This window comes from Pseudomonas sp. MYb193, from assembly GCF_002966775.1.
Taxonomy (GTDB): domain Bacteria; phylum Pseudomonadota; class Gammaproteobacteria; order Pseudomonadales; family Pseudomonadaceae; genus Aquipseudomonas; species Aquipseudomonas paracarnis.
Genome location: NZ_CP023269.1, coordinates 4,874,009 through 4,898,233 on the forward strand (window position 1 = coordinate 4,874,009; position 24,225 = coordinate 4,898,233).

Here is a 24,225-nt window from a genome sequence, read left to right on the forward strand (position 1 = left end):
GTCAACCCCAGAAAGCGTGTTTCATAAAAGGGCGTGGATTCTAACGAAAAAACCCGCGACAAGCGCGGGTTTCTTCTAAACGGGCTGCACTGCTTACAAGCGTTGCAGGTCCCGCTGGGCCAACTGCGCCGCGGAGGTACCCGGATACTGGGCGACCACCTGTTGCAGAATGCCTTTGACCTTGTCGGTATGACCCAGGCGGCGTTCTACGTCAGCGAGTTTATAAAGCGAATCCGGCACCTTGGCGTGCTTGGGATACAGCTGGCTGACCTTGGCAAAAGCCTGGCCCGCCCCCTGCAAATCACCCTTTGCCAGGTTGACCTCACCCAACCAGTACTGGGCATTGCCCGCGTACTGGCTGTTGGGGTATTTACGCAGGAAAGCGGTAAACGCCTGGCTGGCTTTATCGAAATCCTTGGCCTTGATCAGGTCGAAGGCTGCATCGTAATACAGTTTTTCCTTCGCAGGATCGCCCGGTTCGCTGCTGGCGGCAGGAGCTGCAGCGGCGGCCCCCGCTGCTGCGCCACCGGCAGCGGCACTGGGTGCGCCACCGGTAGAAGAATTATCAGGAGTAGCGGCAGGTGCAACACCGGCTCCAATACGACGGTCAAGATCCTGGTAACGCTCCAGGCCTTCTTGCTTCAGCTGGTTCACTTGGTTCTGCAGAACTTCAATGGCGCCTTGTTGCTGGGACAATTGATCCTGCATGCGTTGCAGCTGGTTGAACAGTTCGCCCTGTGCCGAGGGAGCGGACGTAGCCGCTCCCCCCGCATAGGCGCCGTTCGTGCCATAACCCGCTGGCGGATAACTGCTCCCGCTATTGTTATAGCCTGAGTTGCTATCCGTTACAGGAACCGCAGCCCACACCGCAAGCGGTGCGAAGCTGAGAGCCAATACAGTTAGAGCACGACGGCACGTTCGCATGACGAATTACTTACGCAGTTCGACGCGACGGTTCTGAGCCCACGACTGTTCGTCGTTGCCAGTTGCAACTGGACGCTCTTTACCGTAGGAAACCAGTTCCAGTTGGCCTGGAGCAACACCTTGCAGTACCAGGTAGCGCTGAACGGCTTTCGCACGACGCTCGCCCAGTGCCATGTTGTACTCACGAGTACCACGGGCGTCAGTGTTACCTTCCAGAACAACGCGAGCGCCGTTAGCTTTCAGGTCCTTGGCGTGAACGTCCAGAGCGCGCATGGCTTCTGGCTTCAGGTCCGAACTGTCGTATTCGAAGTAGAAAGTGGTGATAGCGCGCAGAGCAGCTTCTTCGCTCAGGGAGCCGTCGACCGCACCAGTGTTGGCGCCGTAACCAGCGTTTGGATCAACAGCTGCGCCTTCACCGGCATTGTCGCCGCCTTTAGAGGAGCAACCAACGGCTACGGACAGAGCCAGAGCCAGAGCAGCAAACTTACCAAACTTCAGCATTTCCATCGTGAAACTCCTAATGAACCCCAGTGTGTTAAGTACTTCTTTTTGTAGCGCCGCGTCAGTTCAGGTAAGGGGACCAGGATGGTTCTCTGACTTCGCCTTGTGCGGTAGGAAGTGGGAGCCTTACGCGTCCATTGATGGACACGAGCATCAAGACTCCCCGGCCCTGCTGGCGGGTGGCGTAGATTACCATGGTGCCGTTGGGCGCAACAGTGGCTGACTCATCAAGGTTGGTATCTGTAAGAATTTTTACGGTTCCGCGCTGCAAATCCTGGGCCGCAACCCGGAAATTAGTGAAACCATCCTGACGGTGAATCATCACCAACGTCTTTTCATCGGCCGAAAGCTTGGGGTTGGCGTTGTAGTTACCAATAAAGGTCACACGTTCCGCACCGCCGCCGTTCACATTTGCCTTGTAGACCTGAGGCTTGCCGCCACGGTCAGAGGTGAAGTAGATGGTCGAGCCATCCTTGCCCCAGAACGGTTCGGTGTTGATGCCCGGGCCGCTGGTCACACGCGAGAGTTGACGCGAGGCCATGTTCATCACGTAGATATCCGGGTTGCCGTCCTTGGACAGCACGAAAGCCAGGCGCGAACCGTCCGGCGACCAGGCTGGCGCACCGTTGAGGCCTTCGAAGTTGGTGATCTGCTCACGACGGCCAGTATCGATGTGCTGCACGAAGATACGCGGGCGACGCTGTTCGAACGATACGTAGGCAATACGCTTGCCGTCCGGCGCGAAGCGCGGCGACAGGATTGGCTCACGGGACTGCAGCAAGGTCACTGCACGAGCACCGTCGTAGTCCGAACGCTGCAGGGTGTAGCGGGTATTGTCTACAGAGAAACGCTCAGCCGTGACATACAGCAGGCGCGTTGAGAACGCCCCCTTGATACCGGTGAGTTTTTCAAACGACTGGTCCGAGATGTAGTGAGCCATGTCACGCAGCTGTTCGGCGGTACCCGATACGCTGCCGGTCAGGACCTGCTGCTCGGTGGCCACGTTGAACAACGCGTACTGGATCTGCAGGCGACCGCCGGCCGGCGTGATGCTACCGACCATCAGGTACTGGGCACCGACCGCCTTCCAGTCACGGAAGATGACTTCGCTGGCCTGGGTTGGCTGGCTGATCATGTTGCCTTTCGGAATCGGCGCGTAGTAACCGGAGTTACGCAGGTCGTCACTGACGATCTGGGCCATGTCGTCCGGCAGCACGCTGCCGCCCTGCCAACCGAACGGCACGACTGCAATCGGGGTGGCCCGATCACTGCCGCTGGTTACCAGGATGTTCTTTTCATCCGCCGCCGCTATCCCTGCCATACAGCAAATAACGACAAGCATTCCTCGAAGAAGGTTTCTCACAAGGCTAGATCCTCAGGTGTGAATGTCATCTTGAATGAACGATAGGGAGCGAAGTCACTTGGTTTCATTCCCTGCATCTCGGTCAACCGGCCAATATTCTTGACCGCGGCAACCGCCGAACTGTCGAACGAACCGTCAGCACTGGACTTGGCCACGCTGACCGAAGTCACCGTACCGTCCGGCAACATGCCGATCTGCAGCACTACTGTCATGCCTTTACGCGCCGAAGGTGGACGTGTCCAACCTTCCGCTGCCCGCGCCCGAATCAGGTCGTCGAAACTGCCCGCGACTTCATCGCCACGCTCATCGGCCAAGGCTTGCTGACGCTGCGGCGTGTCGGAAAGCAAATCTGCCAGGGCCTGGGCCTTTTTCTCTTCGGCGGATTTGCGTGCTGCTTCCTGGGCCTTTTTCTTGGAGGCGTCGGCGGCAGCTTTCTTCTTCGCTTCGTCGGCGACTTTCTTCTTCGCCTCGTCTGCTTCAGCTTTTTTCTTGGCGTCTTCGGCGGCTTTCTTCTTCGCGTCTTCGACTATCTTTTTCTTGGCTTCTTCAGCGGCCTTTTTCTTGGCCTCTTCTTCGGCAGCCTTCTTGGCTTCTTCTTCCGATTTCTTCTTGGCTATATCAGCCAATTGTTTCTCTTCGGCCTTTTTCGCTTCGGCAGCTTTCTCGGCTTTCTTGGCTTCATCAGCCTTTTTAGCCTCGTCGGCCTTCTTGGCTTCGTCAGCCTTTTTCGATTCCTCGGCCTTTTGAGCCGCCTCTTCTTTCTTTTGTTCCGCAGCAGCCTTCACCGCTTCCTGCTCGACCTTCTTCTGTTCCATCTGCTCGACTTCAGTCTGGCGCGCGGCCGACTTCTGGGCCTCACCCGCAATCTTCTGATTGGTCTGGGTGGTGGCCTGACTTTTCGATTTCAGCTGATACAGGGTCGCCTGCACGATCGGCTTGGCTGGCGGCAGGTCCGGGGTCATGGCAAAGCTGACGAATAGCATGCCGAACACCAGGACGTGCAGGGCAATTGCCCACACGCCAGGCCAGAAGTAGCTTTCCGAGGCGGACGGCTCTCGCTGTTGCTGCATCAGGGCGCCTCGGTAATCAAGCCAACGTTACCGACGCCGGCCTTCTGCAGCCCGCCCATGGCGCCCATGACGGAGCCGTAGTCGACCGATTTGTCACCCCGGATAAACACCTGGGTGTGCTTGCCGCCTTCGTTGCCGGAGCGAATGATCTTGGTCACCGCATCGGTCATTGCAGGCAAGGTCAGGGCCTTGTCCTGCTGCTTTTGCGTATCGACTTCGCTGCCAAGGTTCCAGTAATAGGTCTTGTCAGCCTTGATCGAAATGGTCAGGACCTGAGTGTTGTTGTCCTGCGGCAAGGCTTCACTGGAAACCTTGGGCAGATCAACTTTCACGCCCTGGTTGAGCATCGGCGCGGTCACCATGAAGATCACCAGCAGCACCAGCATCACGTCGATGTAGGGCACTACGTTCATCTCGGCGACCGGCTTGCGCTTTTTGCGAGCTCGAGCGATTAAAGCCATTGGGAATTACCTGCTTATTCTTCGCTGGTGTGCACTTTACGGTGCAGGATCGCCTGGAATTCATCGGCGAAGGTGTAGTAACGGCCAATCAAGGTTTCGCTGGTTGCGGCAAAACGGTTGTAGGCGATTACTGCGGGGATAGCGGCGAACAGGCCGATCGCGGTGGCGATCAGGGCTTCGGCAATACCCGGGGCCACGGTGGCCAGTGTGGCTTGTTGCGCCTGGGCCAGGCCGCGGAAGGAGTTCATGATGCCCCATACGGTACCGAACAAGCCGATGTACGGGCTGACAGAACCCACGGTGGCGAGGAACGGCAGGCCCTGCTCAAGTTTCTCTTCTTCGCGGGAGATGGCCACGCGCATGGCACGGGCCACACCTTCCATCACCGCTTCAGGATCGACACCCGGCTGCTGGCGCAGGCGCGAGAACTCCTTGAAACCGGCACGGAAGATCTGCTCGACGCCTGAGTCCGGGTCCGGGTTGCTACCGGCCTGACGGTACAGTTTGGACAGGTCGATACCCGACCAGAAGCGCTCTTCAAAGCTCTCCAGGGCACGTCGACCGGCGCGCAACATGTTGCTGCGCTGAAAAATCATGACCCAAGAGGTAACCGATGCGGCTACCAGGGTCAGCATGACCAGTTGAACCACGACACTGGCATTGCTGACCAGGCTCCACATGGAGGAATGGTCGACGACGGTAGGTTCCACGCTAAATCTCCTGCTTTGATTGTTGACCCGCGCCGCTCACGGCGGCAAAGGCCGCGCGTAGAGTTTCGGGAATGGCCCGAGGTTTCAAGCTGTTGGTGCGCACACACGCCACCAGGAACTGCCCCTCACAGAGCAGCGTTGCATCCGTGGCCCGCCTGACCTGCTGTTTGAAACGCAGGCTGGCACGGTTCAATTCGATGACTTCAGCGCTTACCAGCAACTCATCGTCCAGTCGCGCCGGCGCGTAATACCGCGCCTCGCTGGAATGCACGACGAATAACAGGTCCTCGCCTACCAGCTCGGACTGGGCAAAACCCAACTCCCGCAGCCGCTCGGTTCGAGCCCGTTCCATGAATTTCAGGTAATTGACGTAATAAACGATGCCGCCGGCATCGGTGTCCTCGTAATAAACGCGACAGCGATGTGCGAACGACTGATCCCCGTTTTGCGCGCGCATACTCTAGTGCTTACTCCTCAGGTTGCCAATTGGCTGGGCAACTGTTTTTTCATTCCTGAACGCTTTTGCAGTGACTCAAATGACGACGCCAGACACTGGGACAGCACAAAGCTCAGATAAATCGTCCGGCGTAAGCTTTTTAATCGTCTACCGCATCGAGGAATTCGTCTACCACGGGCATCTCTCCCAATCGTGACGGAATGTTTAGCCCGAAGTGCAAATAGGCATGACGCGTCACCACCCTGCCCCGCGGGGTACGCATGATGTAGCCCTGCTGGATCAGGTACGGCTCCAGCACATCCTCAATGGTATGGCGCTCTTCACTGATGGCTGCGGCCAGGCTGTCCACGCCGACCGGGCCACCGTCGAATTTCTCGATCATGGTCAAGAGCAGACGTCGATCCTGATGATCAAAGCCATGCTCGTCCACATCCAGCAGGTTCAAGGCCAGGTCCGCGACCGCCTTGGTGATGTGGCCCTTGGCACGCACCTCGGCAAAGTCGCGCACGCGGCGCAGCAGGCGGTTGGCGATTCGCGGCGTGCCACGAGCACGTCGAGCGATTTCAAAGGCGCCTTCCGGGTCCAGGGGCAAGCCGAGGATACTCGCCGACCGGCTGACAATGGTCGCCAGATCGGCGGTGCTATAGAACTCTAGACGTTGAACAATGCCGAAACGGTCTCGCAGCGGGTTGGTCAACATGCCCGCGCGGGTGGTCGCGCCCACCAGGGTGAAGGGCGGCAGGTCGAGCTTGATCGAACGGGCCGCCGGGCCTTCACCGATCATGATGTCGAGCTGGAAGTCTTCCATGGCTGGGTACAGCACTTCTTCGACAATCGGCGACAAGCGATGGATTTCGTCGATAAACAGCACGTCATGGGGTTCAAGATTGGTCAGCAGCGCGGCCAAGTCGCCAGGACGCTCAAGCACCGGGCCGGAGGTGGACTTGATCGACACGCCCATTTCCTGGGCGATGATATTGGCCAGGGTGGTCTTGCCCAACCCCGGCGGGCCGAAGATCAGGGTGTGGTCCAGGGACTCACTGCGCCCGCGAGCGGCCTGGATAAACAGCTCCATCTGCTCGCGCACGGTGGGCTGGCCGATGTATTCGGCCAGGCTCAACGGGCGGATGGCCCGGTCCTGGACTTCTTCACGGTCACGCGGGCCGGTGGCCGCGATCAGACGATCGGCTTCAATCACTTAAATCATTCCCTTCAGGGCACGGCGAATCATGTCTTCAGCGCTCAGGTTCTTGTCCTTGATGGCCGATACGGCCTTGCTGGCTTCCTGGGGCTTGTAGCCCAGGGAGATCAGCGCATTGACGGCATCGCTCTCGGCGCTGGCGACCTGGGCCGCCGGCATATCCGGCTGGTTCGGTACCAGGGCGAACATGCTCGGCACCACCTCCCAGGCTTTGAAGCGGTCCTTGAGCTCGACCAACAAGCGCTCGGCGGTCTTCTTGCCCACCCCCGGCACCTTGGTCAGGGCTGAGGTATCCTGGGCCGATACAGCACGTACCAATTCATCCACTTCCAGGCTCGACATCAAGGCCAGGGCCAATTTGGGCCCCACGCCATTGAGACGAATCAGCTCGCGGAAGAAATCGCGGTCACGCTTGCCGATGAAACCATAGAGTAGTTGCGCGTCTTCGCGCACCACTAAATGAGTGTGCAAGGTTATCGGCTCGCCGACCGACGGCAGGCGATACAGGGTGGTCATGGGCACTTCCAGCTCATAACCCAACCCATTCACATCCAGAATCAGGTGCGGCGGCTGTTTCTCAGCCAGGGTGCCGCGCAAGCGTCCAATCACGGTTCAGATCCTTAAAGCTTGGGGGTCAGATCGGAGCCTGACCGCAAAAATAACGATTGCGCTGATGCTATCAGAGACGCAGGCGCCCGCCACGACTACGTGCTGCGCCCAAGCCGTGAGGCAACAGGCTGGAGCGGGTATGGGCATGGCAAATGGCGATGGCCAGGGCATCCGAGGCGTCGATCTGCGGCTTTGAAGTGAGCTTGAGCATGTGCATGACCATCATCTGCACCTGCTCCTTGTTGGCACCACCGGTACCGACCACGGCCTGCTTGACCTGGGTCGCGGTGTATTCAGCGATCTCCATGCCCTCCTCTGCACCTGCCACGATGGCAGCGCCACGGGCCTGGCCGAGCTTCAACGCCGAGTCGGCATTCTTGGCCATGAAGACTTTCTCTATGCCCATGGTGACCGGGCCGTAGGTCTGGATGACTTCACGTACGCCGCGATAGACGATCTGCAGCCGCTCGGCCAATTCCCCTGCGCCAGTGCGGATGCAGCCCGAGGCGACGTACACACAGCCGCGTGGGGTCTGCTGCACCACGCCAAAACCGGTGATGCGCGAACCGGGGTCGATACCTAGGATTAAAGTCATAACGCCTGCGGGTTGGATTTACAACGGTATGTGCCAGGCACACATTTGTGTAACAGCATAGAACCCCTGTGGGAGCTGGCTTGCCTGCGATGCGGGCACCTCGGTGCTTCTGTCAAATCGAGGTGATGCTATCGCAGGCAAGCCAGCTCCCACAGTGAATACTCATCGTTCTTAAGCGAGCTGTTCGGCCACAGACTCAGGGATGTCGGCATTCGAATACACATTCTGCACATCATCCAGGTCTTCAAGCATGTCCAGCAGCTTCAGCACCTTCTGCGCACCGTCCAGGTCCAGTTCGGCACTGGTGGTCGGCAGCATCACGATCTCCGCATCGGTGCCGTTGAAACCAGCGGCTTCCAAGGCATTACGCACGGCGTAGAAGCTGGCGAACGAGGTGAACACATCGATGGAGCCGTCTTCGTTGGTGACCACGTCATCGGCATCCGCTTCCATCGCGGCTTCCATCAGCGCGTCTTCATCGGTGCCCGGTGCGAAGGTGATCTGCCCCTTGCGCTCGAACAGGTAGGCCACCGAACCATCCGTGCCGAGGTTACCACCGCACTTGCTGAACGCATGACGCACGGCTGCCGCGGTACGGTTGCGGTTGTCGGTCATGCATTCGACCATCACCGCGACGCCGCCCGGGCCGTAGCCTTCATAGGTCAGCTCGACCATGTCGTCGGTATCGGCCGCACCGGCGCCACGGGCCACGGCGCGGTCAATGATGTCGCGGCTCATGTTGGCGCCCAGCGCCTTGTCCAGCGCCAGGCGCAGACGCGGGTTGGAGCCCGGGTCACCGCCCCCCTGCCGGGCCGCGACGGTCAGTTCGCGAATCCACTTGGTGAAGATCTTGCCTTTCTTGGCATCCTGACGCTCTTTGCGGTGCTTGATGTTCGCCCACTTGGAATGGCCAGCCATAACACAACTCCGAATTCTCTAGAAACCTTATCAATCCCGCCCCAGGCGAGATTTCCCTCTTTTAAACGCAAAGGCGCATCCGAAGATGCGCCTTTTTGACTGCCTGCTACCTTATCGCGCTTTCACGCAGCAGCCTTACTCAGCCTTCGGCGTCTCGCGCAGGCGGATGTGCAGCTCGCGCAGTGCCTTGGCATCCACCACACCCGGAGCCTGGGTCATGACGTCCGCAGCGCTCTGGGTTTTCGGGAAGGCGATCACTTCACGGATCGACTGGGCGCCGGTCATCAGCATCACCAGACGGTCCAGGCCGAACGCCAGGCCACCGTGCGGCGGCGCGCCGTATTTCAGGGCGTCGAGCAGGAAGCCGAATTTCTCTTCCTGTTCCGCTTCGTTGATGCCCAGCAGGCGGAATACCGCTTGTTGCATCTCTTTGCGGTGGATACGGATCGAACCGCCACCCAGTTCAGTACCGTTCAACACCATGTCGTAGGCACGGGACAGCGCGCCTGCAGGGTTGGCTTCCAGCTCTTGCGGGGAGCACTTCGGTGCGGTGAACGGGTGGTGCAAGGCGCTGAAGCTGCCGTCGTCGTTCTCTTCGAACATCGGGAAGTCCACAACCCACATCGGCGCCCATTCGCAGGTCAGCAGGTTCAGGTCGTGACCGAGCTTGATACGCAGCGCGCCCAGGGCCTCGCTGACGATCTTGGCCTTGTCGGCACCGAAGAACACGATGTCGCCGTCAACCGCACCGACGCGATCGAGGATCGTGTTCAGGTTGGCTTCAGGGATGTTTTTCACGATCGGCGATTGCAGGCCGTCGACACCGTTGGCGCGCTCGTTGACCTTGATGTACGCCAGGCCCTTGGCACCGTAGATGCCGACGAACTTGGTGTAGTCGTCGATCTGCTTGCGCGGCATGCTCGCGCCGCCAGGCACGCGCAGGGCGGCGATGCGGCACTTAGGATCGTTGGCCGGGCCGCTGAACACCTTGAAGTCGACGTCCTTGAGCTGGTCGGCCACATCCACCAGTTCCAGCGGGTTACGCAGGTCTGGCTTGTCGGAACCGTAGCGGCGCATGGCTTCTTCGAAGGTCATGTGCGGGAATTCGCCGAACTCCAGGTCCAGCACTTCCTTGAACAGGTTGCGGATCATCTGCTCGGTCAGGCCCATGATCTCTTTTTCATCGAGGAAGCTGGTCTCGATGTCGATCTGGGTGAATTCCGGCTGGCGGTCAGCGCGCAGGTCTTCGTCACGGAAGCACTTGGCGATCTGATAGTAGCGGTCGAAACCGGCCACCATCAGCAGTTGCTTGAACAGCTGCGGCGATTGCGGCAAGGCGAAGAAGCTGCCGGCATGGGTACGGCTCGGTACCAGGTAGTCGCGCGCGCCTTCCGGGGTGGCCCGGGTGAGGATCGGCGTTTCGACGTCGAGGAAGCCGTTTTCATCCAGGAAGCGGCGGATGCTGGTGGTCATGCGCGAGCGCAGGCGCAGCTTCTCGGCCATTTCCGGACGACGCAAGTCCAGGAAGCGGTAGCGCAGGCGGGTTTCTTCGCCCACGTCGGAGTATTCATTGAGTGGGAACGGCGGGGTTTCCGACTCGTTCAGCACTTCCAGCTCATAGCCCAGCACTTCGATGCCGCCGGACGCCATGTTCTTGTTCACGGCACCGGCCGGACGCAGGCGTACCTTGCCGGTGATCTTCACTACGTATTCGCTGCGCACGCGGTCGGCGGCGGCGAAGCTTTCGGCGCGGTCCGGGTCGAACACTACCTGGGCCAGACCATCACGGTCACGGATATCGAGGAAGATCACCCCGCCGTGGTCTCGGCGACGGTGAACCCATCCGCAAAGGGTGATTTCCTGACCTTCCAGGGTCTCGTTCAGTTGGCCGCAATAGTGGCTGCGCATCATGGTCGTGGTTTCACTTCTCGTAATTCGAAATTCGGTGGCAGGCCCGCCTCGTCACCGCACATTAAAGCAGGGGACGGATAATGCAGGAGCCTGCGCGTAGAGTTCAACTCAGTCTGCTTTGTCGCCGCCGGCCAGGTTCTTCTTGGCACCGGTCTTGAAATCAGTCTCGTACCAGCCGCTGCCGCTCAGGCGGAAGCCCGGCATGGACAACATCTTCTTCAACTCAGGTGCCTGGCAGGCAGGGCAATCGACCAGCGGCGCGGCGCTGATCTTCTGAATGGCTTCCAACTGATGACCACAGGAAGCGCATTGATAGTCGTACATGGGCATGGAGATGTCTCGGCGATCAGATCGTTACAGCGCCACGCCCTGCCCTGTGCATAAAGCCCGGCATGCGCAGCAAAGCGCGGGATTATATCTGGTAAATCAACACAGCGCAGCCGGCTTTGTGCCCAGGACCGGGCCCGTCGGGCTGAAGGGCCGGCCATCGGACTACTGCGCGAGCGTATCCCCGGACGTGAGAGCGCCCCGGCCTTTGAGGACGTGAACCACGCACACCACCCTCACCAGCCCACTGAAGTTCTTCACGCCTCCGTAACGCAAATGCACTTCCCGATCGACATAGGACAACAGCGCACTGACCGAACAGGTATTGAGCCTGGCGATTTCCGTCAGGATATTCCAATAGATCTGTTCAAGCCGCAGGCAGGTAGAAAACCCATTGAGCCTGACCGAACGGGACAGTGGCTTGGCCAGCCCCATATCAAAACCCTTGGTAAAAGGGTCGACCTTTATCTTGTGAAAACCACAGGCTTCCATCATTCCCTTACCCACTCCACGTGACATACACCTGACACTCCATTGCCAAACAGCAGCCAATGGGCTTCTCCCATTGGACGATGGCCTATAAAACAGCAGCCAGCGCAGCGCAGCCAGAAGACGGGGAGTTGTTAGTTGTAGGACAACGCCAGGAAGCGCAGGGAAACCAGCAGGCGGCGCCGAAAAGGCGCCGCCTGGGTTCGACAATTACTGGTTTTCGAGCAGGGAGCGCAGCATCCACGCGGTTTTCTCATGAACCTGCATACGCTGGGTCAACAGGTCCGCCGTCGGCTCATCACTGACTTTGTCGAGCAATGGGAAGATGCCTCGCGCGGTACGCGTGACCGCTTCCTGGCCGGCCACCAACTGCTTGATCATCTCTTCGGCGCTCGGCACACCCTCTTCTTCCTTGATGGAAGACAGGCGGGCGTAAATCGAATAGGCACCCGGCGCCGGGAAGCCCAGGGCACGGATACGCTCGGCAATGGAGTCCACTGCCAGCGCAAGCTCGTTGTACTGCTCTTCGAACATCAGATGCAGCGTACGAAACATGGGGCCTGTGATGTTCCAATGGAAATTGTGGGTCTTCAGATACAGAACATAGGTATCGGAGAGCAGGCGGGAAAGTCCGTCGACGATGGATTTACGGTCTTCTTCACTGATACCAATATCGATTGCCATGTGTTTCCCCTTCAATTGACGAGCATTCATTGATCAGGTGCAGCTCCACTCTAGCAAGAGAGTGCGCCACGTGCAGCCCGACACACTCGGGCGGCATGCGGCAAATCGCCCCGCACCGCCTGCGGGATCTGACTTGGCAAGCCTGTTTACCTGTAGGAAGGGTCTAGGCCACCACTTAAAAAATCCCGCACCTGTCTAGGACAAGCGTTTGACGCAGAAATGCCGTGGCCGTGGCAACACCCCGAAATGCTTGATTTGAGTAGGCACAGCCTTTGCTGTTAAATAGACGCGGTGTGGCTGCCGTTTATTCCTGCGGCACGTCACATAGGCTGATACCCGCGCACGTGCTCAACGCCTCCCATTGTTCAGAAGCGAACCGTGCCAGTCAGCTCTTCCTTGTGATCCGTCTTAACGTGAGTTAACCAAAATGTTGAAAATCGTCCACCTGCTAACGGGCGTTGCAGCCTTGCTGCTGTCCTTTATTCCGAGCCTGCAGCCTGAAAGCCTGCCCTACCTGGAACAACACGACGCCCTGTACCTGGCCTTGTTCGGCCTTCTTAACCTGACGCTCGCACCGGTAATCCCTTACTGGAACAAAGGCACGCGTCATCAACTGCAAAACCTGGTCAGTGCGCTGCTGGTGCTGACTGTTGTCGTACAAACCCTCACCCTCCTGGCGCCCATGCCTGAAGTCGGGGGCCATCCGGCCATCCTGCTCAGCCTGGTGATCGCTGTGGTCGCCATCGTTCTTCACCTGGCCATCAGCTTCTACCGCTCGTCTCCAGCGGCCGCGTCGCAAAACTATGACATGACCAACCGGGATACCGGGACCGTCAAGTGGTTCAACACCTCCAAGGGCTTCGGCTTCATTTCCCGCGACTCGGGCGACGATATCTTCGTCCACTTCCGAGCCATTCGTGGCGAAGGCCATCGCGTCCTGGTCGAAGGCCAGCGCGTAGAGTTCTCGGTGATGAACCGTGACAAGGGCCTGCAAGCCGAAGATGTCATCGCTGCCCTGCCGCGTCGCTGATTCCCCAGCTTTCGCAGCAAAAAAAACCGCGATCCAGCCTTGGCTGGGTCGCGGTTTTTTATTGCGTGCGCACTCAATAGTGGGGCGGCGGCGCTTCTTCTTCGGATGACTCGAATTGCCCGCCCATTTCTTCCTGGCGCTTGAGCAGTGCAGTCATCTGCAATTGCAGACGTTCGACGGCCCGCTGCTGGGTGACCAGGATGTCGTTGAGGGTCTCAATGGTGTCGTCCTGGAAGGCCAGGCGGCTTTCCAGGTCGGTGACGCGTTCTTGCAGGTCCATGGTTCAGTCCTGGGTAAAGATGAAGTCGGCAGGCAATAGCTCGCGCAATCGGCTGCGAGTCGCGGCCACCTGCTCTTCGGTGTAGGGCCGGGCCGGGTGCTTGCCCCACACCGGGGCTGGCCAGGCGGCGTCGTCGCGCTTGCGCACAATCACATGCACATGCAACTGGCTGACCACGTTACCCAGCGCGCCGATGTTCATCTTGTCGGCCGCCAGCCCGTCGTTAAGCAACTGCGCCAGGGCCGTCGTTTCTTGCCACAAGGTTTGTTGATCTGCGACATCCAGTTGAAACACTTCGCTGATACCTTCGATGCGCGGCACCAGGATGAACCAGGGGTAATTGGCGTCATTGGACAGCAGCAGGCGACAGAGCGGGAAGTCCCCAATGGCCAAGGTGTCTTGTTGCAGGCGTTGATCTAAGGCGAACACGTGGCACTCCGTTCGGCAGGTCGGTAACAGGTGCCCAGCATACCTTCGAATGCCCAAGGCTTCACGGGCAATGCTGGCGGCCTTGAGGCAACCAGGCAAAAAAATGCACCCTTTAGAGGCAATAGCCCAGGTGAGCAACGCTAGGCCGGGCCTCAACGGGATGCACCAAAATGACCCACCTGTGCCTCAAAGGGATCCGCCGATTACCCACTGATAAGGGTCAACCGGTAACGTTTTACCCAGGTACAGGATTCAGGTACCACCGAACCGAGGTAACACCTTGGCGTCAAGCCCAACCGAAATGGCGTAAAACCCCCGTGCTTATGCGGTTTTTACAGGTTCATCACACTTTTCACGAAAAAATGACATTCGGTAAGTGGTTTGAGCACGCTTGTTGCATTCACCCCCATATCGTCGGCAACGACACCCGTTTGGACACAGGTGTTTCGCGATAAAAATAGTGGCGTTTCAATGTGTATCAGGGATGCGTTCAAACTTTGAAAGAAGTCTGAAAACAGCATTGAAGTTGTCAGCCTGGATACATTTCTGGCTGTGAATTTGCGACATGGATCTAGCGATTTACGACAGCCTCGTAAAGAAGCTGAAAGGATAATTGAGTAAGTATCGTCAATAGGGTCTGCGTGAGATAACTTTGCGCCGACACAAAAAGAAAGAGCCGCCCAGATAAAAATACAGGTGGGACGGCAGTACTCTTCCTAAAACCAAAGGAGCAAATCACGATGCGCGTGATGAAGTGGAGCATGATCGCCCTGGCTGTTTCAGCAGGCACCTCGCAGTTCGCAATGGCGTCCGCCCAGGACGATTCCAAGGGCTTTGTTGAAGACAGCACGTTCAGCATCAATACTCGCGCGCTGTACTTCAGCCGTGACTTCCGTAACAACCCGTCGGGCCCAGGCTCCAAGAGCCGTGCTGAAGAAACCGGCCTGGGCTTCAATGCCCTGTACGAATCGGGCTTCACCCAAGGCACCATTGGTGTCGGTGTCGACGTGATCGGCCTGATGGGCGTCAAGCTCGACAGCGGCAAGGGCCGCGCCGGCACCGGCCTGTTCCCAACCGGTTCCGACGGTCGCTCGCAAGATGACTATTCCAAAGGCGGCGGCGCGGTGAAGTTCCGCATCTCCAACACCGTGCTGAAAGTCGGTGACCAATACACCACGGCCCCAGTGTTTGCCTCCGACGACAGCCGCCTGCTGCCAGAGCTGCCGCAAGGTATCTCCATCACCAGCAACGAAATCAAGGGCCTGAAGCTTGAAGGCGGTCACTTCACTTCCAGCGTCGCGCAGAACCAGACCTACCACGACAGCCTGGGCCTGACCAAAACCGACTTTGTCGGCGGTGTGTATGCCTTCACTCCAGAAGTCACCGGCAGCCTGTACTACGCGAAAACCGAAGATTACTTCCGCAAGTACTACAGCAACCTGAACTGGACCCACGCCCTGAGCGATGATCAGTCGTTCGCCCTGGACTTCAACATCTACGACACCAAGAGCGACGGCGCCGGCCTGCAACGTGCAGAGAAAGATGGCGTGACCAAGCTCGACAACCGCGCCTTCAGCTTGCAGGGCGCGTACACCATCGGTGCTCACACCTTCACCCTGGCAGCCCAGAAAGTCACCGGTGACGGCGACTACGGTTACGGCGTAGACGGCGGCGGCACGGTGTTCCTGGCCAACTCCATCGCCCGTTCCGACTTCAACGCCGAAGGCGAAAAGTCCTACCAGGCGCGTTATGACATCAACATGGCAACCTTCGGCATTCCGGGCCTGAGCTTCATGACCCGTTATGTAACCGGTAGCGGCGCCAATACGGGCACCACCTCGAATGGCAAAGAGTGGGAACGCGACATCGAAGCCAAGTACGTGATCCAGAGCGGCCCGGCAAAAGACCTGAGCCTGCGCCTGCGTCAAGCGACTTACCGTTCCGGTGATGGCGTGTACTACGGTTCGCCGTCGATCGACGAGCTGCGTCTGATCGCCAACTACCCGCTGAACATCTTGTAATTGCCGGTTCAATTACAACGATGACTTGAGGCCTCGGCCTTAAACAAAAAGCCGCTCCTCTGTTTAAACAGGGAGCGGCTTTTTTATTGCAGTTTTATTTCAATCAACAAAACAACTAGCAAGCTAAGTAACTAGTTTTTCAAAGCTGACCTTTCGGCCAACTTCGATAGCATCACGCCAAGTTACTTCGGCGCACTTTCCTGCATCACCCGAATAACCCGTTGCGGAAACGGAATATCAATCCCGGCCGCTTTCAAACGGTCACGCGCCAGTTCATTGAACATAAACATCACGTCCCAATAATCCGGTGTGTTGGTCCAGCAACGCAGGGAGACGGTGATGGAACTGTCGCCCAAGGTCGACACCACCGCCACGGCGGCAGGGTCCTTCAGTACACGCGGGTCTTCAGCCAAAGCCAGCAGCACTTCACGGGCCTTCTGCAGGTCCGCCTCATAGTCCACACCCACGTCAAACACAACCTTGCGGGTCGGCTGGCGGTTGGTGTTGGTGATAAGGCCGTTGGACAGGCTGCCGTTGGGAATAATCACCGTCTTGTTGTCGCCGGTACGCAGTACCGTGTGGAAGATCTGGATGCTGTCGACGGTACCCGAGGTCCCCTGGGCTTCGATCCAGTCACCGATACGGAACGGGCGGAACAACAGAATCAACACGCCGCCGGCAAAGTTCGCCAGGCTGCCTTGCAAGGCCAGGCCGATAGCCAGGGTAGCGGCACCGATCGCCGCAACGAACGAGGTGGTGGCCACACCGATCATCGAGGCCACGTTGACCACCAGCATGACTTTGAGCGCGATGTTCGCAAGGCTGGTGATGAAGTGTTGCAGTGCCAAGTCTGCGTTACGCATGGCCAGCAGACGGCCCACGCGGTGAGTCAAAACATTGATCAGCCACCAGCCAATGGCCAGGGTGACCAACGCCAGCAATACCCGGCTGCCGTATTCCATGATCATGGGGAGCCAAGACTGGGAGGTCTTGATCAGGTGATCCATTTCAGCGTTCAAATCCATCTACTTTCTCCTATTGTGCGGCGATAAGGCTGTATTGACTGCCTGACAACGCAATTGAGCCCCGAAGGGCTCAATTGTAGGCAATGATGCTTGGGGCGTCGGACGTCAAAAGTGCCCACAGGTTCCCCAAAGTGCCATCAGTCGCGGAAGTTATTGAACTGCAGCGGCATGTCGAAGGTCTTGGCGCGCAGGGCTGCGATAGCCTCTTGCAGGTCATCACGCTTCTTGCCGGTGACGCGAACCTGCTCGCCCTGGATGGCGGCCTGGACCTTGAGCTTGGCGTCCTTGATGTGCGCCACGATCTTCTTGGCCAGCTCTTTGTCGATGCCTTCCTTGAGCACGGCTTCCTGCTTCATCAGTTTGCCTGAGGCGTAGGCGTCCTTGACTTCCAGGCACTGCACGTCGATCTTGCGCTTGACCAGGGCCAGCTTGAGGATCTCGATCATCGCTTCCAGCTGGAAATCGGCTTCAGCGGTCAGGTTGACGGTCAGTTCCTTTTCCTTGAATTCGAAGCTGCCCTTGCCTTTCAAGTCATAGCGACGGTCCAGTTCCTTGACGGCGTTCTCGACGGCGTTGGTGACTTCGTGTTTGTCCAGTTCAGATACCACGTCGAACGAAGGCATGTGATTTCTCCAATATAAGGGGCGGGCTCAGTAGAGATGGAGCGCGCCCGAGCTAAAATGCCGGGGCATTATAGCGGTTCTTTCGCGCCGTTCACCGCTGGCGACCTTATGGAGTACACACTGATGTCGACCCCGTGGCATATTCTTGGCGCCGGCAGCCTGGGCACCCTCTGGGCCACGCGTCTGGCGCGCGCAGGCGTGCCCGTCAGGCTGATCCTGCGCAATGAGGCGCGCCTGGCCGACTATCGAGCCGGCCAAGGGCTGACCCTGGTCGAGCAGGGTGTGGAACAGACTTACCCGGTAGTCGGTGAAACGCCTGACAGCCCGGAGCCGATTCATCGCCTGCTGGTCGCGTGCAAAGCCTACGATGCTCAAAGCGCTATCGCCCAGTTGCACCCTAGACTTGCGCCCGACGCCGAACTGATCCTGCTGCAAAACGGCCTTGGCAGCCAGGACGCAGTGGCTGCACAAGTGCCGTTGGCCCGTTGCATCTATGCCTCAAGTACCGAAGGCGCGTTTCGCGAAGGCGACTGGCGGGTGGTATTTGCCGGCCATGGTTACACCTGGCTGGGGGATGCGAGCCACCCCACGCCACCGCTGTGGCTGAACGACCTGCAAGCGGCCGGCATTCCCCACGATTGGGCCAGTGATATCCTCACACGCCTGTGGCGCAAGCTGGCGCTCAATTGCGCCATCAACCCGCTGACCGTGCTTTACCAGTGCCGCAACGGCGGTTTGCAAGCCCACGCGTGTGAAGTGGCAACCTTGTGCGCTGAATTGGCCGAGCTGCTGGAATGCTGCGGCCAGCCTGCTGCCGCACAGGACCTGCACAGCGAAGTGCAGCGGGTGATCCAGGCCACGGCGGCCAATTACTCGTCCATGCACCAGGACGTGGCCAACCACCGACGTACCGAGATCAGCTACCTGCTGGGCTATGCCTGCCAGGCGGCGGCCCGCCATCAATTGGTGTTGCCGCACCTGCAACAGTTGCAAGCGCGCCTGGTCGAATATCTGCGCGCACGCGGATTGGCCAGCGACTGAGGCACGCGCTACCCTGCCTACCTGTCTATCACCTGGGAAACCCCTGATGCCACTGCGCCAGCGTCTTGAAAATCTACCGGTAGGGCAGAAACTGCTGGCGGCCCTGCTGGTATTGTTGACCACCGTATTGCTGGTGGCCAACCTGACGTTTATCAGCGCCGCCTACTGGATCTCCCAGGAAAGCATGGCCCCCCAGGCCTTGCAGTCCATTGGTCGACTGGTGTCCAACCCCGCGCTTGCCGCCGAGGCCCTTGAGTCTCCGACCAAGGCCGAGGCGCTGCTCAATGAGCTGACCAGCTATTCACCGTTGCGCGCCGCCGCTTTGTACGATGGCGAAGGCAACCGCCTGGCGCAGATGCAGCACGGCGACCGCCTGCACCTGCCGGACCACTACCGGCATATCGAAGCGTGGCGCCTCACTGAATTTCGCAGCAACCAGGTCATCACCCTGCCCCGTGGCACTCAGCCTTCGGGGCATTTGTTGCTGGTGGCCAGCAGTGAGCTGCCGATGGCGTTCTATACCGGCACGCTGACCGCCAGCCTGGGCATCCTGATTTTCAGTGTGTTGTTGTGGCTGGTCATCGCCCGGCAGATCAAACGCCTGATCACACGGCCGATTCATGAACTTGAAGAACTGTCCCGCCAGGTGACCCGCGAGGAGAACTACGCCTTGCGCGCCGGGCGTGGCAACCGTGATGAAATCGGCAGCCTGGCCGAAGCGTTCAACACCATGTTGTCGCGCATCGAAGCCCGCGAGCAGCAGCTCAAACGCGCACGCGACGACTCCCAGGCTGCGTATGACCAGGCTCAGGGCCTGGCCGAAGAAACCCGGCATACCAACCGCAAGCTGGAACTGGAAGTCCAGGTGCGCAGCAAGATCGAGAAAAAGCTCACGGGCTTCCAGAACTACCTGAACAGCATTATCGACTCGATGCCCTCGGCGCTGATCGCCCTGGATGAACAACTCTACGTTACCCAGTGGAACCAGGAAGCCACCGCCCTATCCGGCACTCGCCTGGACGAAGCCCTGAACCAGCCGGTTTTCCTGGCCTTCCAGCCGCTCAAGCCGTACCTGCCACAGATCAAGGCCACCGTGGAGCAACACACGGTGGAGCGGATTGAGCGGGTCACCTGGATCAAGGACGACGAGCCCAAGCATTATGCACTGACGTTCTACCCGTTGATGGGCGGCGCCGGGCGCGGAGTGGTAATCCGAATCGACGACATCACCCAGCGCCTGTCCCTGGAAGAAATGATGGTGCAATCGGAAAAAATGCTCTCCGTGGGCGGCCTGGCTGCAGGTATGGCCCATGAGATCAACAACCCGCTGGGCGCGATCCTGCATAACGTGCAGAACATTCGCCGGCGCCTGTCCCCCGAGCTGCCCAAGAACCTGGAACTTGCCGAACAGGTGGGCATCGAGCTGGAGACGGTCAACCGATATTTGCAAGGCCGCGAAGTCCCGCAATTGCTCGATGGCATTCAGCAGGCCGGGGCGCGTGCCGCGAAAATCGTTACCCACATGCTCAGCTTCAGCCGCCGCAGCAATCGCCAGATGGCGCCCTGCGATTTGCCGGCGCTGATCGACCAGGCCGTGGAAATCGCTGGCAACGACTTCGACCTGACCATTGGTTTCGACTTCAAGGGCCAGGCGATCATCCGCCAGTTCGATCCGCAACTGGGCCCGGTACCCGGCACCGCCAACGAGCTGGAACAAGTGCTGCTCAACCTGTTGAAGAACGCCGCACAAGCCATTCACCTGCGTGAAGACGACAGCGAACCTGGGCGCATTATCCTGCGCACCCGTCTGAACCCGCCGTGGGCAGAAATCCAGGTAGAAGACAACGGCATCGGCATGAGCGAAAACGTGCGCAAGCGCACGTTCGAACCCTTCTTTACCACCAAGGAAATCGGCCAGGGCACCGGGCTAGGCCTGTCGGTGTCGTACTTCATCATCACCAACAACCACAAGGGCCAGATGGAGGTGCATTCCACCCTGGGCCAGGGCACCTGCTTTACCTTGCGCCTGCCTTTGGCCGGCAGCCAATTGCCCCCCACTGAACTTACCCAACTGGAGCACTGACCATGGGCTTTCGCCTGTCGAAGATCTACACCCGTACCGGCGACAAAGGCGAGACCGGCCTCGGCGACGGCCGCCGCGTGCCCAAGGACCATCCACGCGTGGAAGCGATTGGCGAGGTGGATACCCTGAACAGCCAACTGAGCCTGCTGCTGGCCAACCTTGAAGAACAAAGCGGCAAGCACCCGGCGTTGAAGGACGTGATTGAAGTGCTCACGCCTTGCCAGCACCGTCTGTTTGACTTGGGCGGTGAACTGGCGATGCCGGTGTACAAGGCGCTGAATGCGGCGGAAGTGGATCGGCTGGAAGCAGCGATTGATCGCTGGAACGAGGAAGTCGGGCCGCTTGAGAATTTCATCCTGCCCGGCGGCTCAGCCTTGATTGCCCAGGCCCATGTGTGCCGCAGCCTGGCGCGCAGCGCCGAGCGCCGCTGTCAGCACTTGAATGCGGTGGAGCCGCTTGAGGGTGTGGGGTTGGCGTACATCAATCGGTTGTCGGATTTGCTGTTTGTGGCGGCCAGGGTGATTGCCAAGCGCCAAGGCGTTGCGGAAGTGTTGTGGCAGCCGGCGGCCAAGCCACACTGACCATTATGTGGCGCTTGATAGTGCCCTATCACAGCATAGGTATCTACATAACTCTGTTAGCTCAACGGTAACCACGATGCGAAGCGAGCAGCTCTTGATCTGCTTTTGATCTTAGGCGCCCCGTTAAACCACGCTGGCCGGAATTCGACAGGGATTTGGGGGGTAAACCGGCAGGGATGCCGGTTTAGCCGCCCCGCGCCATGGATGGCGCGTGGCGGCGGCCCCCCAAATCACTGGCGGATTACGGGCACACCGAGCCTAAGCGAGGTGCCGAGTGGTGGGGCAAGAGCGCTTTGCTTACTTTCGCGCTTTTCGAAAGTGAGCCGCCGTCAGGGCGGAACCCTAAGTGGCCGTTACCGCAGGAATGGATATGTACACGGTCCAACTGTGTTGACTGTCAGGCCGTCTTCGCAGGCAAGCCAGCTCCCACATTGGATCGCGGGGCATCAGTTATATCTGTGTCGGCTGCCAGGCCGTCTTCGCAGGCAAGCCAGCTCCCACATTGGATCGCGGGGCATCAGTTATATCTGTGTCGGCTGCCAGGCCGTCACGGGAGCAAGCTCCCTCGCCACAGATTTAGCGTCGTGCCGAAGTTGTGTAGATACCTATGCCTATCACAGGCAAGCCAGCTCCCACACTTGAAGTGTTCACCTATCAAATGTGGGAGCGGGCTTGCCTGCGATGAGGCCATCAGAGCTGCATCACACCTGCGGCCAGAACGCTCGAATACCTGCCACACCTTGCGCACCAGCCTCCCAGGCCTGCTCCCGCTGCGCCGGCCCAACCCCGCCCAACAGAAACACCGGCTTGCTGAACCCGGCGATCAACTGCTGCGCCTGCTCCCACCCCAACGGCTGGGCATCCGGATGGGTCTGGGTCGGCTGGACGGGCGACAGGGTCACGAAATCCACGTCCATCATTTCTGCCAGGGCCAGCTCTTCCGCATTGTGGCACGAAGCCGCCAACCAACGGTCTTTGGGCAGTGGGCGGCCCTTACTGGCGTATTTGCGCAACTGCGCCGAGGTCATGTGCCAGCCGGCAGCGGGAAAATCCCCCAGCCACTCGAACGGCCCCTTGAGCATCAATTGCGCCTTGCCGGCGCACAGGCCCACCGCATCTACCGCCAGGTCGCGGTATTTGGGGTCGTAACCGTTAGGGGCACGCAGTTGAACCAGCTTGATGCCACCAGCAATAGCCTTTTGGATACCGCGCAACAGCGTCGGGGTCTCCAGCTCGCCAGGGGTGATCAGGTACTCGGCGGGCAAGCGTGCCGCGGCGACAATCGGCGCATTCGCCGCCGGAAATTCATAGTTGACCAGGTCCCGCGGTGCCACCCACGCCAACGGCTGCCCTTCAGCGCCATGGGGCTCGCCGGTAAAAGCCGAGACTTCCCAGACATCCAGCAATACCTGCTTGTCCGGATAGTCATGTTGCACCTTGATCAGCGGCCGCGCCGTGGTGACCTGGATGCCCAGCTCTTCCTGCAATTCACGGGACAAGGCCGTGGCAACCGACTCATCAGCCTCCACCTTGCCGCCGGGAAACTCCCAGAGGCCGCCTTGATGCTGAGTATCGGCACGGCGCGCCAGCAGGATCCTGCCATCGACACCGCGGATCACCGCTGCTGCTACATGTACTCGTTTCACCGCCAGTTTCCTCTTGGTATCAGGTACGGTATTCCGCGTTGATCTTCACGTACTCGTGGGACAGGTCGGTGGTCCAGATGGTTTCGCTGCAGTCACCACGACCCAGTTCGATACGGATGGTGATTTCTTCCTGCTGCATCACCGCCGAGCCCTGGGCTTCGGTGTACGTTTCGGCGCGGGCGCCACGGCTGGCGATGCACACGTCACCCAGGAACACGTCGATCTTGCTCACGTCCAGGTCCGGCACGCCAGCACGGCCGACAGCCGCGAGGATACGGCCCCAGTTCGGGTCCGAAGCAAACAGCGCGGTCTTGATCAGCGGCGAGTGCGCCACGGTGTAGCCCACATCCAGGCATTCCTGATGGTTACCGCCACCGTTGACTTCAACAGTGACGAACTTGGTCGCGCCCTCGCCGTCACGCACGATGGCCTGGGCCACGTCCATGCACACTTCAAACACTGCCTGTTTCAACGCCACGAACAATGGACCTTCGGTGGAAGTGATTTCCGGTAGGTTGGCCTGGCCGGTGGCGATCAGCATGCAGCAGTCGTTGGTGGAGGTGTCACCGTCGATGGTGATGCGGTTGAACGACTTGTTGGCGCCGTCCAGCATCAGGCGTTGCAGCACATCACGGGAGACCTTGGCGTCGGTGGCGATATAACCGAGCATGGTGGCCATGTTCGGACGGATCATGCCTGCGCCCTTGCTGATACCGGTGACGGTGATGGTCACGCCCTCATGCACGAACTGACGGCTCGCGCCTTTTGGCAAGGTATCGGTGGTCATGATGCCGGTAGCGGCAGCCGCCCAGTTATCCACAGACAGGTCATCGAGCGCGGCTTGCAGGGCACCTTCAATTTTTTCCACCGGCAGCGGCTCACCGATCACACCGGTGGAGTACGGCAGCACCTGGCTGGCATCGACGCCGGTCAACTGGGCGAGCTTGGCGCAGGTGCGCGCCGCCGCGACAAGGCCCGGCTCGCCGGTGCCGGCGTTGGCATTGCCGGTATTGGTCAGCAGGTAGCGAATCGACCCGGCCACCCGTTGCTTGGCCAGAATCACCGGCGCAGCGCAGAAGGCATTGAGGGTGAACACGCCCGCCACGGTCGAGCCTTCCGCACAACGCATCACCACCACATCCTTGCGCCCCGGGCGCTTGATGCCCGCCGAAGCGATACCGAGTTCAAAACCGGCAACCGGGTGCAACGTGGGCAAAGGACCAAGACCAACAGCCATGAATGCGCT

At 59.4% G+C, this 24,225-nt stretch carries 26 protein-coding genes; 5 read left to right on the forward strand and 21 right to left on the reverse strand.

Going from position 1 to position 24,225, the window contains the following annotated elements; all coding sequences use genetic code 11:
- Positions 1-93 precede the first annotated feature (93 nt).
- The 15 genes from ybgF to CLM72_RS22325 form a co-directional block, all read right to left on the reverse strand.
- Positions 94-924: a tol-pal system protein YbgF gene (ybgF, locus tag CLM72_RS22255; RefSeq protein ID WP_105228194.1), complete on the reverse strand. Its 831-nt coding sequence runs from the start codon at positions 922-924 to the stop codon at positions 94-96.
- A 6-nt stretch (positions 925-930) separates the two neighbouring features.
- Positions 931-1,431 carry a peptidoglycan-associated lipoprotein Pal gene (gene pal, locus CLM72_RS22260; RefSeq protein WP_003193861.1) on the reverse strand — a complete coding sequence of 167 codons (501 nt, stop codon included), beginning with the start codon at positions 1,429-1,431 and terminating at the stop codon, positions 931-933.
- Between the two features lie 55 nt (positions 1,432-1,486).
- Positions 1,487-2,767, reverse strand: a complete 1,281-nt coding sequence (gene tolB / locus CLM72_RS22265; RefSeq protein WP_177430941.1) for a Tol-Pal system beta propeller repeat protein TolB — start codon at positions 2,765-2,767, stop codon at positions 1,487-1,489.
- A gap of 17 nt (positions 2,768-2,784) precedes the next feature.
- On the reverse strand, positions 2,785-3,858 hold the full coding sequence (tolA, locus tag CLM72_RS22270; RefSeq protein WP_105228198.1) for a cell envelope integrity protein TolA: 1,074 nt from the start codon (positions 3,856-3,858) through the stop codon (positions 2,785-2,787).
- A complete protein-coding gene (tolR, locus tag CLM72_RS22275; RefSeq protein ID WP_161793227.1) occupies positions 3,858-4,310 on the reverse strand; it encodes a protein TolR in 453 nt (150 codons plus the stop codon). Before tolR ends, tolA begins: the two co-directional genes overlap by 1 nt.
- Before the next feature lie 23 nt (positions 4,311-4,333).
- Positions 4,334-5,029, reverse strand: a complete 696-nt coding sequence (gene tolQ / locus CLM72_RS22280) for a protein TolQ (protein ID WP_003193865.1) — start codon at positions 5,027-5,029, stop codon at positions 4,334-4,336.
- Between the two features lies 1 nt (position 5,030).
- Positions 5,031-5,486 (reverse strand): tol-pal system-associated acyl-CoA thioesterase, encoded by a 456-nt coding sequence (ybgC, locus tag CLM72_RS22285; RefSeq protein ID WP_014719714.1) that lies wholly within the window; start codon positions 5,484-5,486, stop codon positions 5,031-5,033.
- Positions 5,487-5,625: 139 nt separating this feature from the next.
- Entirely contained in the window at positions 5,626-6,684 is a 1,059-nt protein-coding gene (ruvB, locus tag CLM72_RS22290) for a Holliday junction branch migration DNA helicase RuvB (protein ID WP_003193867.1), read from the reverse strand.
- Complete coding sequence (gene ruvA / locus CLM72_RS22295; RefSeq protein WP_003193868.1) at positions 6,685-7,296, reverse strand: Holliday junction branch migration protein RuvA; 612 nt, start codon at positions 7,294-7,296, stop codon at positions 6,685-6,687.
- Between the two features lie 70 nt (positions 7,297-7,366).
- Positions 7,367-7,891, reverse strand: a complete 525-nt coding sequence (ruvC, locus tag CLM72_RS22300; RefSeq protein WP_019821257.1) for a crossover junction endodeoxyribonuclease RuvC — start codon at positions 7,889-7,891, stop codon at positions 7,367-7,369.
- A gap of 171 nt (positions 7,892-8,062) precedes the next feature.
- Entirely contained in the window at positions 8,063-8,809 is a 747-nt protein-coding gene (locus CLM72_RS22305; protein ID WP_105228200.1) for a YebC/PmpR family DNA-binding transcriptional regulator, read from the reverse strand.
- 135 nt (positions 8,810-8,944) lie between these two features.
- Positions 8,945-10,720, reverse strand: coding sequence for an aspartate--tRNA ligase (gene aspS, locus CLM72_RS22310; protein WP_005790914.1), 1,776 nt, complete (start codon positions 10,718-10,720; stop codon positions 8,945-8,947).
- Between the two features lie 108 nt (positions 10,721-10,828).
- Entirely contained in the window at positions 10,829-11,050 is a 222-nt protein-coding gene (locus CLM72_RS22315; protein WP_003193872.1) for an FmdB family zinc ribbon protein, read from the reverse strand.
- 162 nt (positions 11,051-11,212) lie between these two features.
- Positions 11,213-11,566 carry a ribbon-helix-helix domain-containing protein gene (locus tag CLM72_RS22320; RefSeq protein WP_034128584.1) on the reverse strand — a complete coding sequence of 118 codons (354 nt, stop codon included), beginning with the start codon at positions 11,564-11,566 and terminating at the stop codon, positions 11,213-11,215.
- A 180-nt stretch (positions 11,567-11,746) separates the two neighbouring features.
- Complete coding sequence (locus CLM72_RS22325; RefSeq protein WP_105228202.1) at positions 11,747-12,220, reverse strand: Dps family protein; 474 nt, start codon at positions 12,218-12,220, stop codon at positions 11,747-11,749.
- A gap of 427 nt (positions 12,221-12,647) precedes the next feature.
- Between CLM72_RS22325 and CLM72_RS29465 the strand changes: the two genes are divergently transcribed.
- Positions 12,648-13,250, forward strand: coding sequence for a cold-shock protein (locus CLM72_RS29465; protein WP_003193875.1), 603 nt, complete (start codon positions 12,648-12,650; stop codon positions 13,248-13,250).
- Between the two features lie 73 nt (positions 13,251-13,323).
- Here the strand turns inward: CLM72_RS29465 and CLM72_RS22335 are convergent, their stop codons facing one another.
- Positions 13,324-13,530 (reverse strand): SlyX family protein, encoded by a 207-nt coding sequence (locus CLM72_RS22335; protein WP_005790924.1) that lies wholly within the window; start codon positions 13,528-13,530, stop codon positions 13,324-13,326.
- 3 nt (positions 13,531-13,533) lie between these two features.
- Complete coding sequence (locus CLM72_RS22340) at positions 13,534-13,959, reverse strand: HIT domain-containing protein (RefSeq protein WP_054898003.1); 426 nt, start codon at positions 13,957-13,959, stop codon at positions 13,534-13,536.
- 740 nt (positions 13,960-14,699) lie between these two features.
- On the opposite strand from CLM72_RS22340, the gene CLM72_RS22345 reads away from it, so the two are divergent.
- Complete coding sequence (locus CLM72_RS22345) at positions 14,700-15,980, forward strand: OprD family porin (protein WP_034128586.1); 1,281 nt, start codon at positions 14,700-14,702, stop codon at positions 15,978-15,980.
- A gap of 182 nt (positions 15,981-16,162) precedes the next feature.
- Here the strand turns inward: CLM72_RS22345 and CLM72_RS22350 are convergent, their stop codons facing one another.
- A complete protein-coding gene (locus tag CLM72_RS22350) occupies positions 16,163-17,005 on the reverse strand; it encodes a mechanosensitive ion channel family protein (RefSeq protein ID WP_054898004.1) in 843 nt (280 codons plus the stop codon).
- Between the two features lie 137 nt (positions 17,006-17,142).
- On the reverse strand, positions 17,143-17,628 hold the full coding sequence (locus CLM72_RS22355; RefSeq protein WP_003193880.1) for a YajQ family cyclic di-GMP-binding protein: 486 nt from the start codon (positions 17,626-17,628) through the stop codon (positions 17,143-17,145).
- 123 nt (positions 17,629-17,751) lie between these two features.
- Here CLM72_RS22355 and CLM72_RS22360 point away from each other — a divergent pair, with 123 nt between their 5' ends.
- The 3 genes from CLM72_RS22360 to CLM72_RS22370 are packed head-to-tail and all read left to right on the forward strand — an operon-like array spanning position 17,752 to position 21,333.
- Positions 17,752-18,669: a putative 2-dehydropantoate 2-reductase gene (locus tag CLM72_RS22360; RefSeq protein WP_072447142.1), complete on the forward strand. Its 918-nt coding sequence runs from the start codon at positions 17,752-17,754 to the stop codon at positions 18,667-18,669.
- Between the two features lie 46 nt (positions 18,670-18,715).
- Entirely contained in the window at positions 18,716-20,752 is a 2,037-nt protein-coding gene (locus CLM72_RS22365) for a HAMP domain-containing sensor histidine kinase (RefSeq protein ID WP_105228204.1), read from the forward strand.
- A gap of 2 nt (positions 20,753-20,754) precedes the next feature.
- Positions 20,755-21,333, forward strand: a complete 579-nt coding sequence (locus tag CLM72_RS22370; protein WP_105228206.1) for a cob(I)yrinic acid a,c-diamide adenosyltransferase — start codon at positions 20,755-20,757, stop codon at positions 21,331-21,333.
- 701 nt (positions 21,334-22,034) lie between these two features.
- Here the strand turns inward: CLM72_RS22370 and CLM72_RS22380 are convergent.
- The gene (locus tag CLM72_RS22380; protein WP_047711674.1) at positions 22,035-22,979 is read right to left on the reverse strand and encodes a Nudix family hydrolase; all 945 of its coding nucleotides are present in this window, start codon (positions 22,977-22,979) and stop codon (positions 22,035-22,037) included.
- 19 nt (positions 22,980-22,998) lie between these two features.
- Positions 22,999-24,216 (reverse strand): bifunctional glutamate N-acetyltransferase/amino-acid acetyltransferase ArgJ, encoded by a 1,218-nt coding sequence (gene argJ / locus CLM72_RS22385; protein ID WP_105228210.1) that lies wholly within the window; start codon positions 24,214-24,216, stop codon positions 22,999-23,001.
- Positions 24,217-24,225 lie beyond the last annotated feature (9 nt).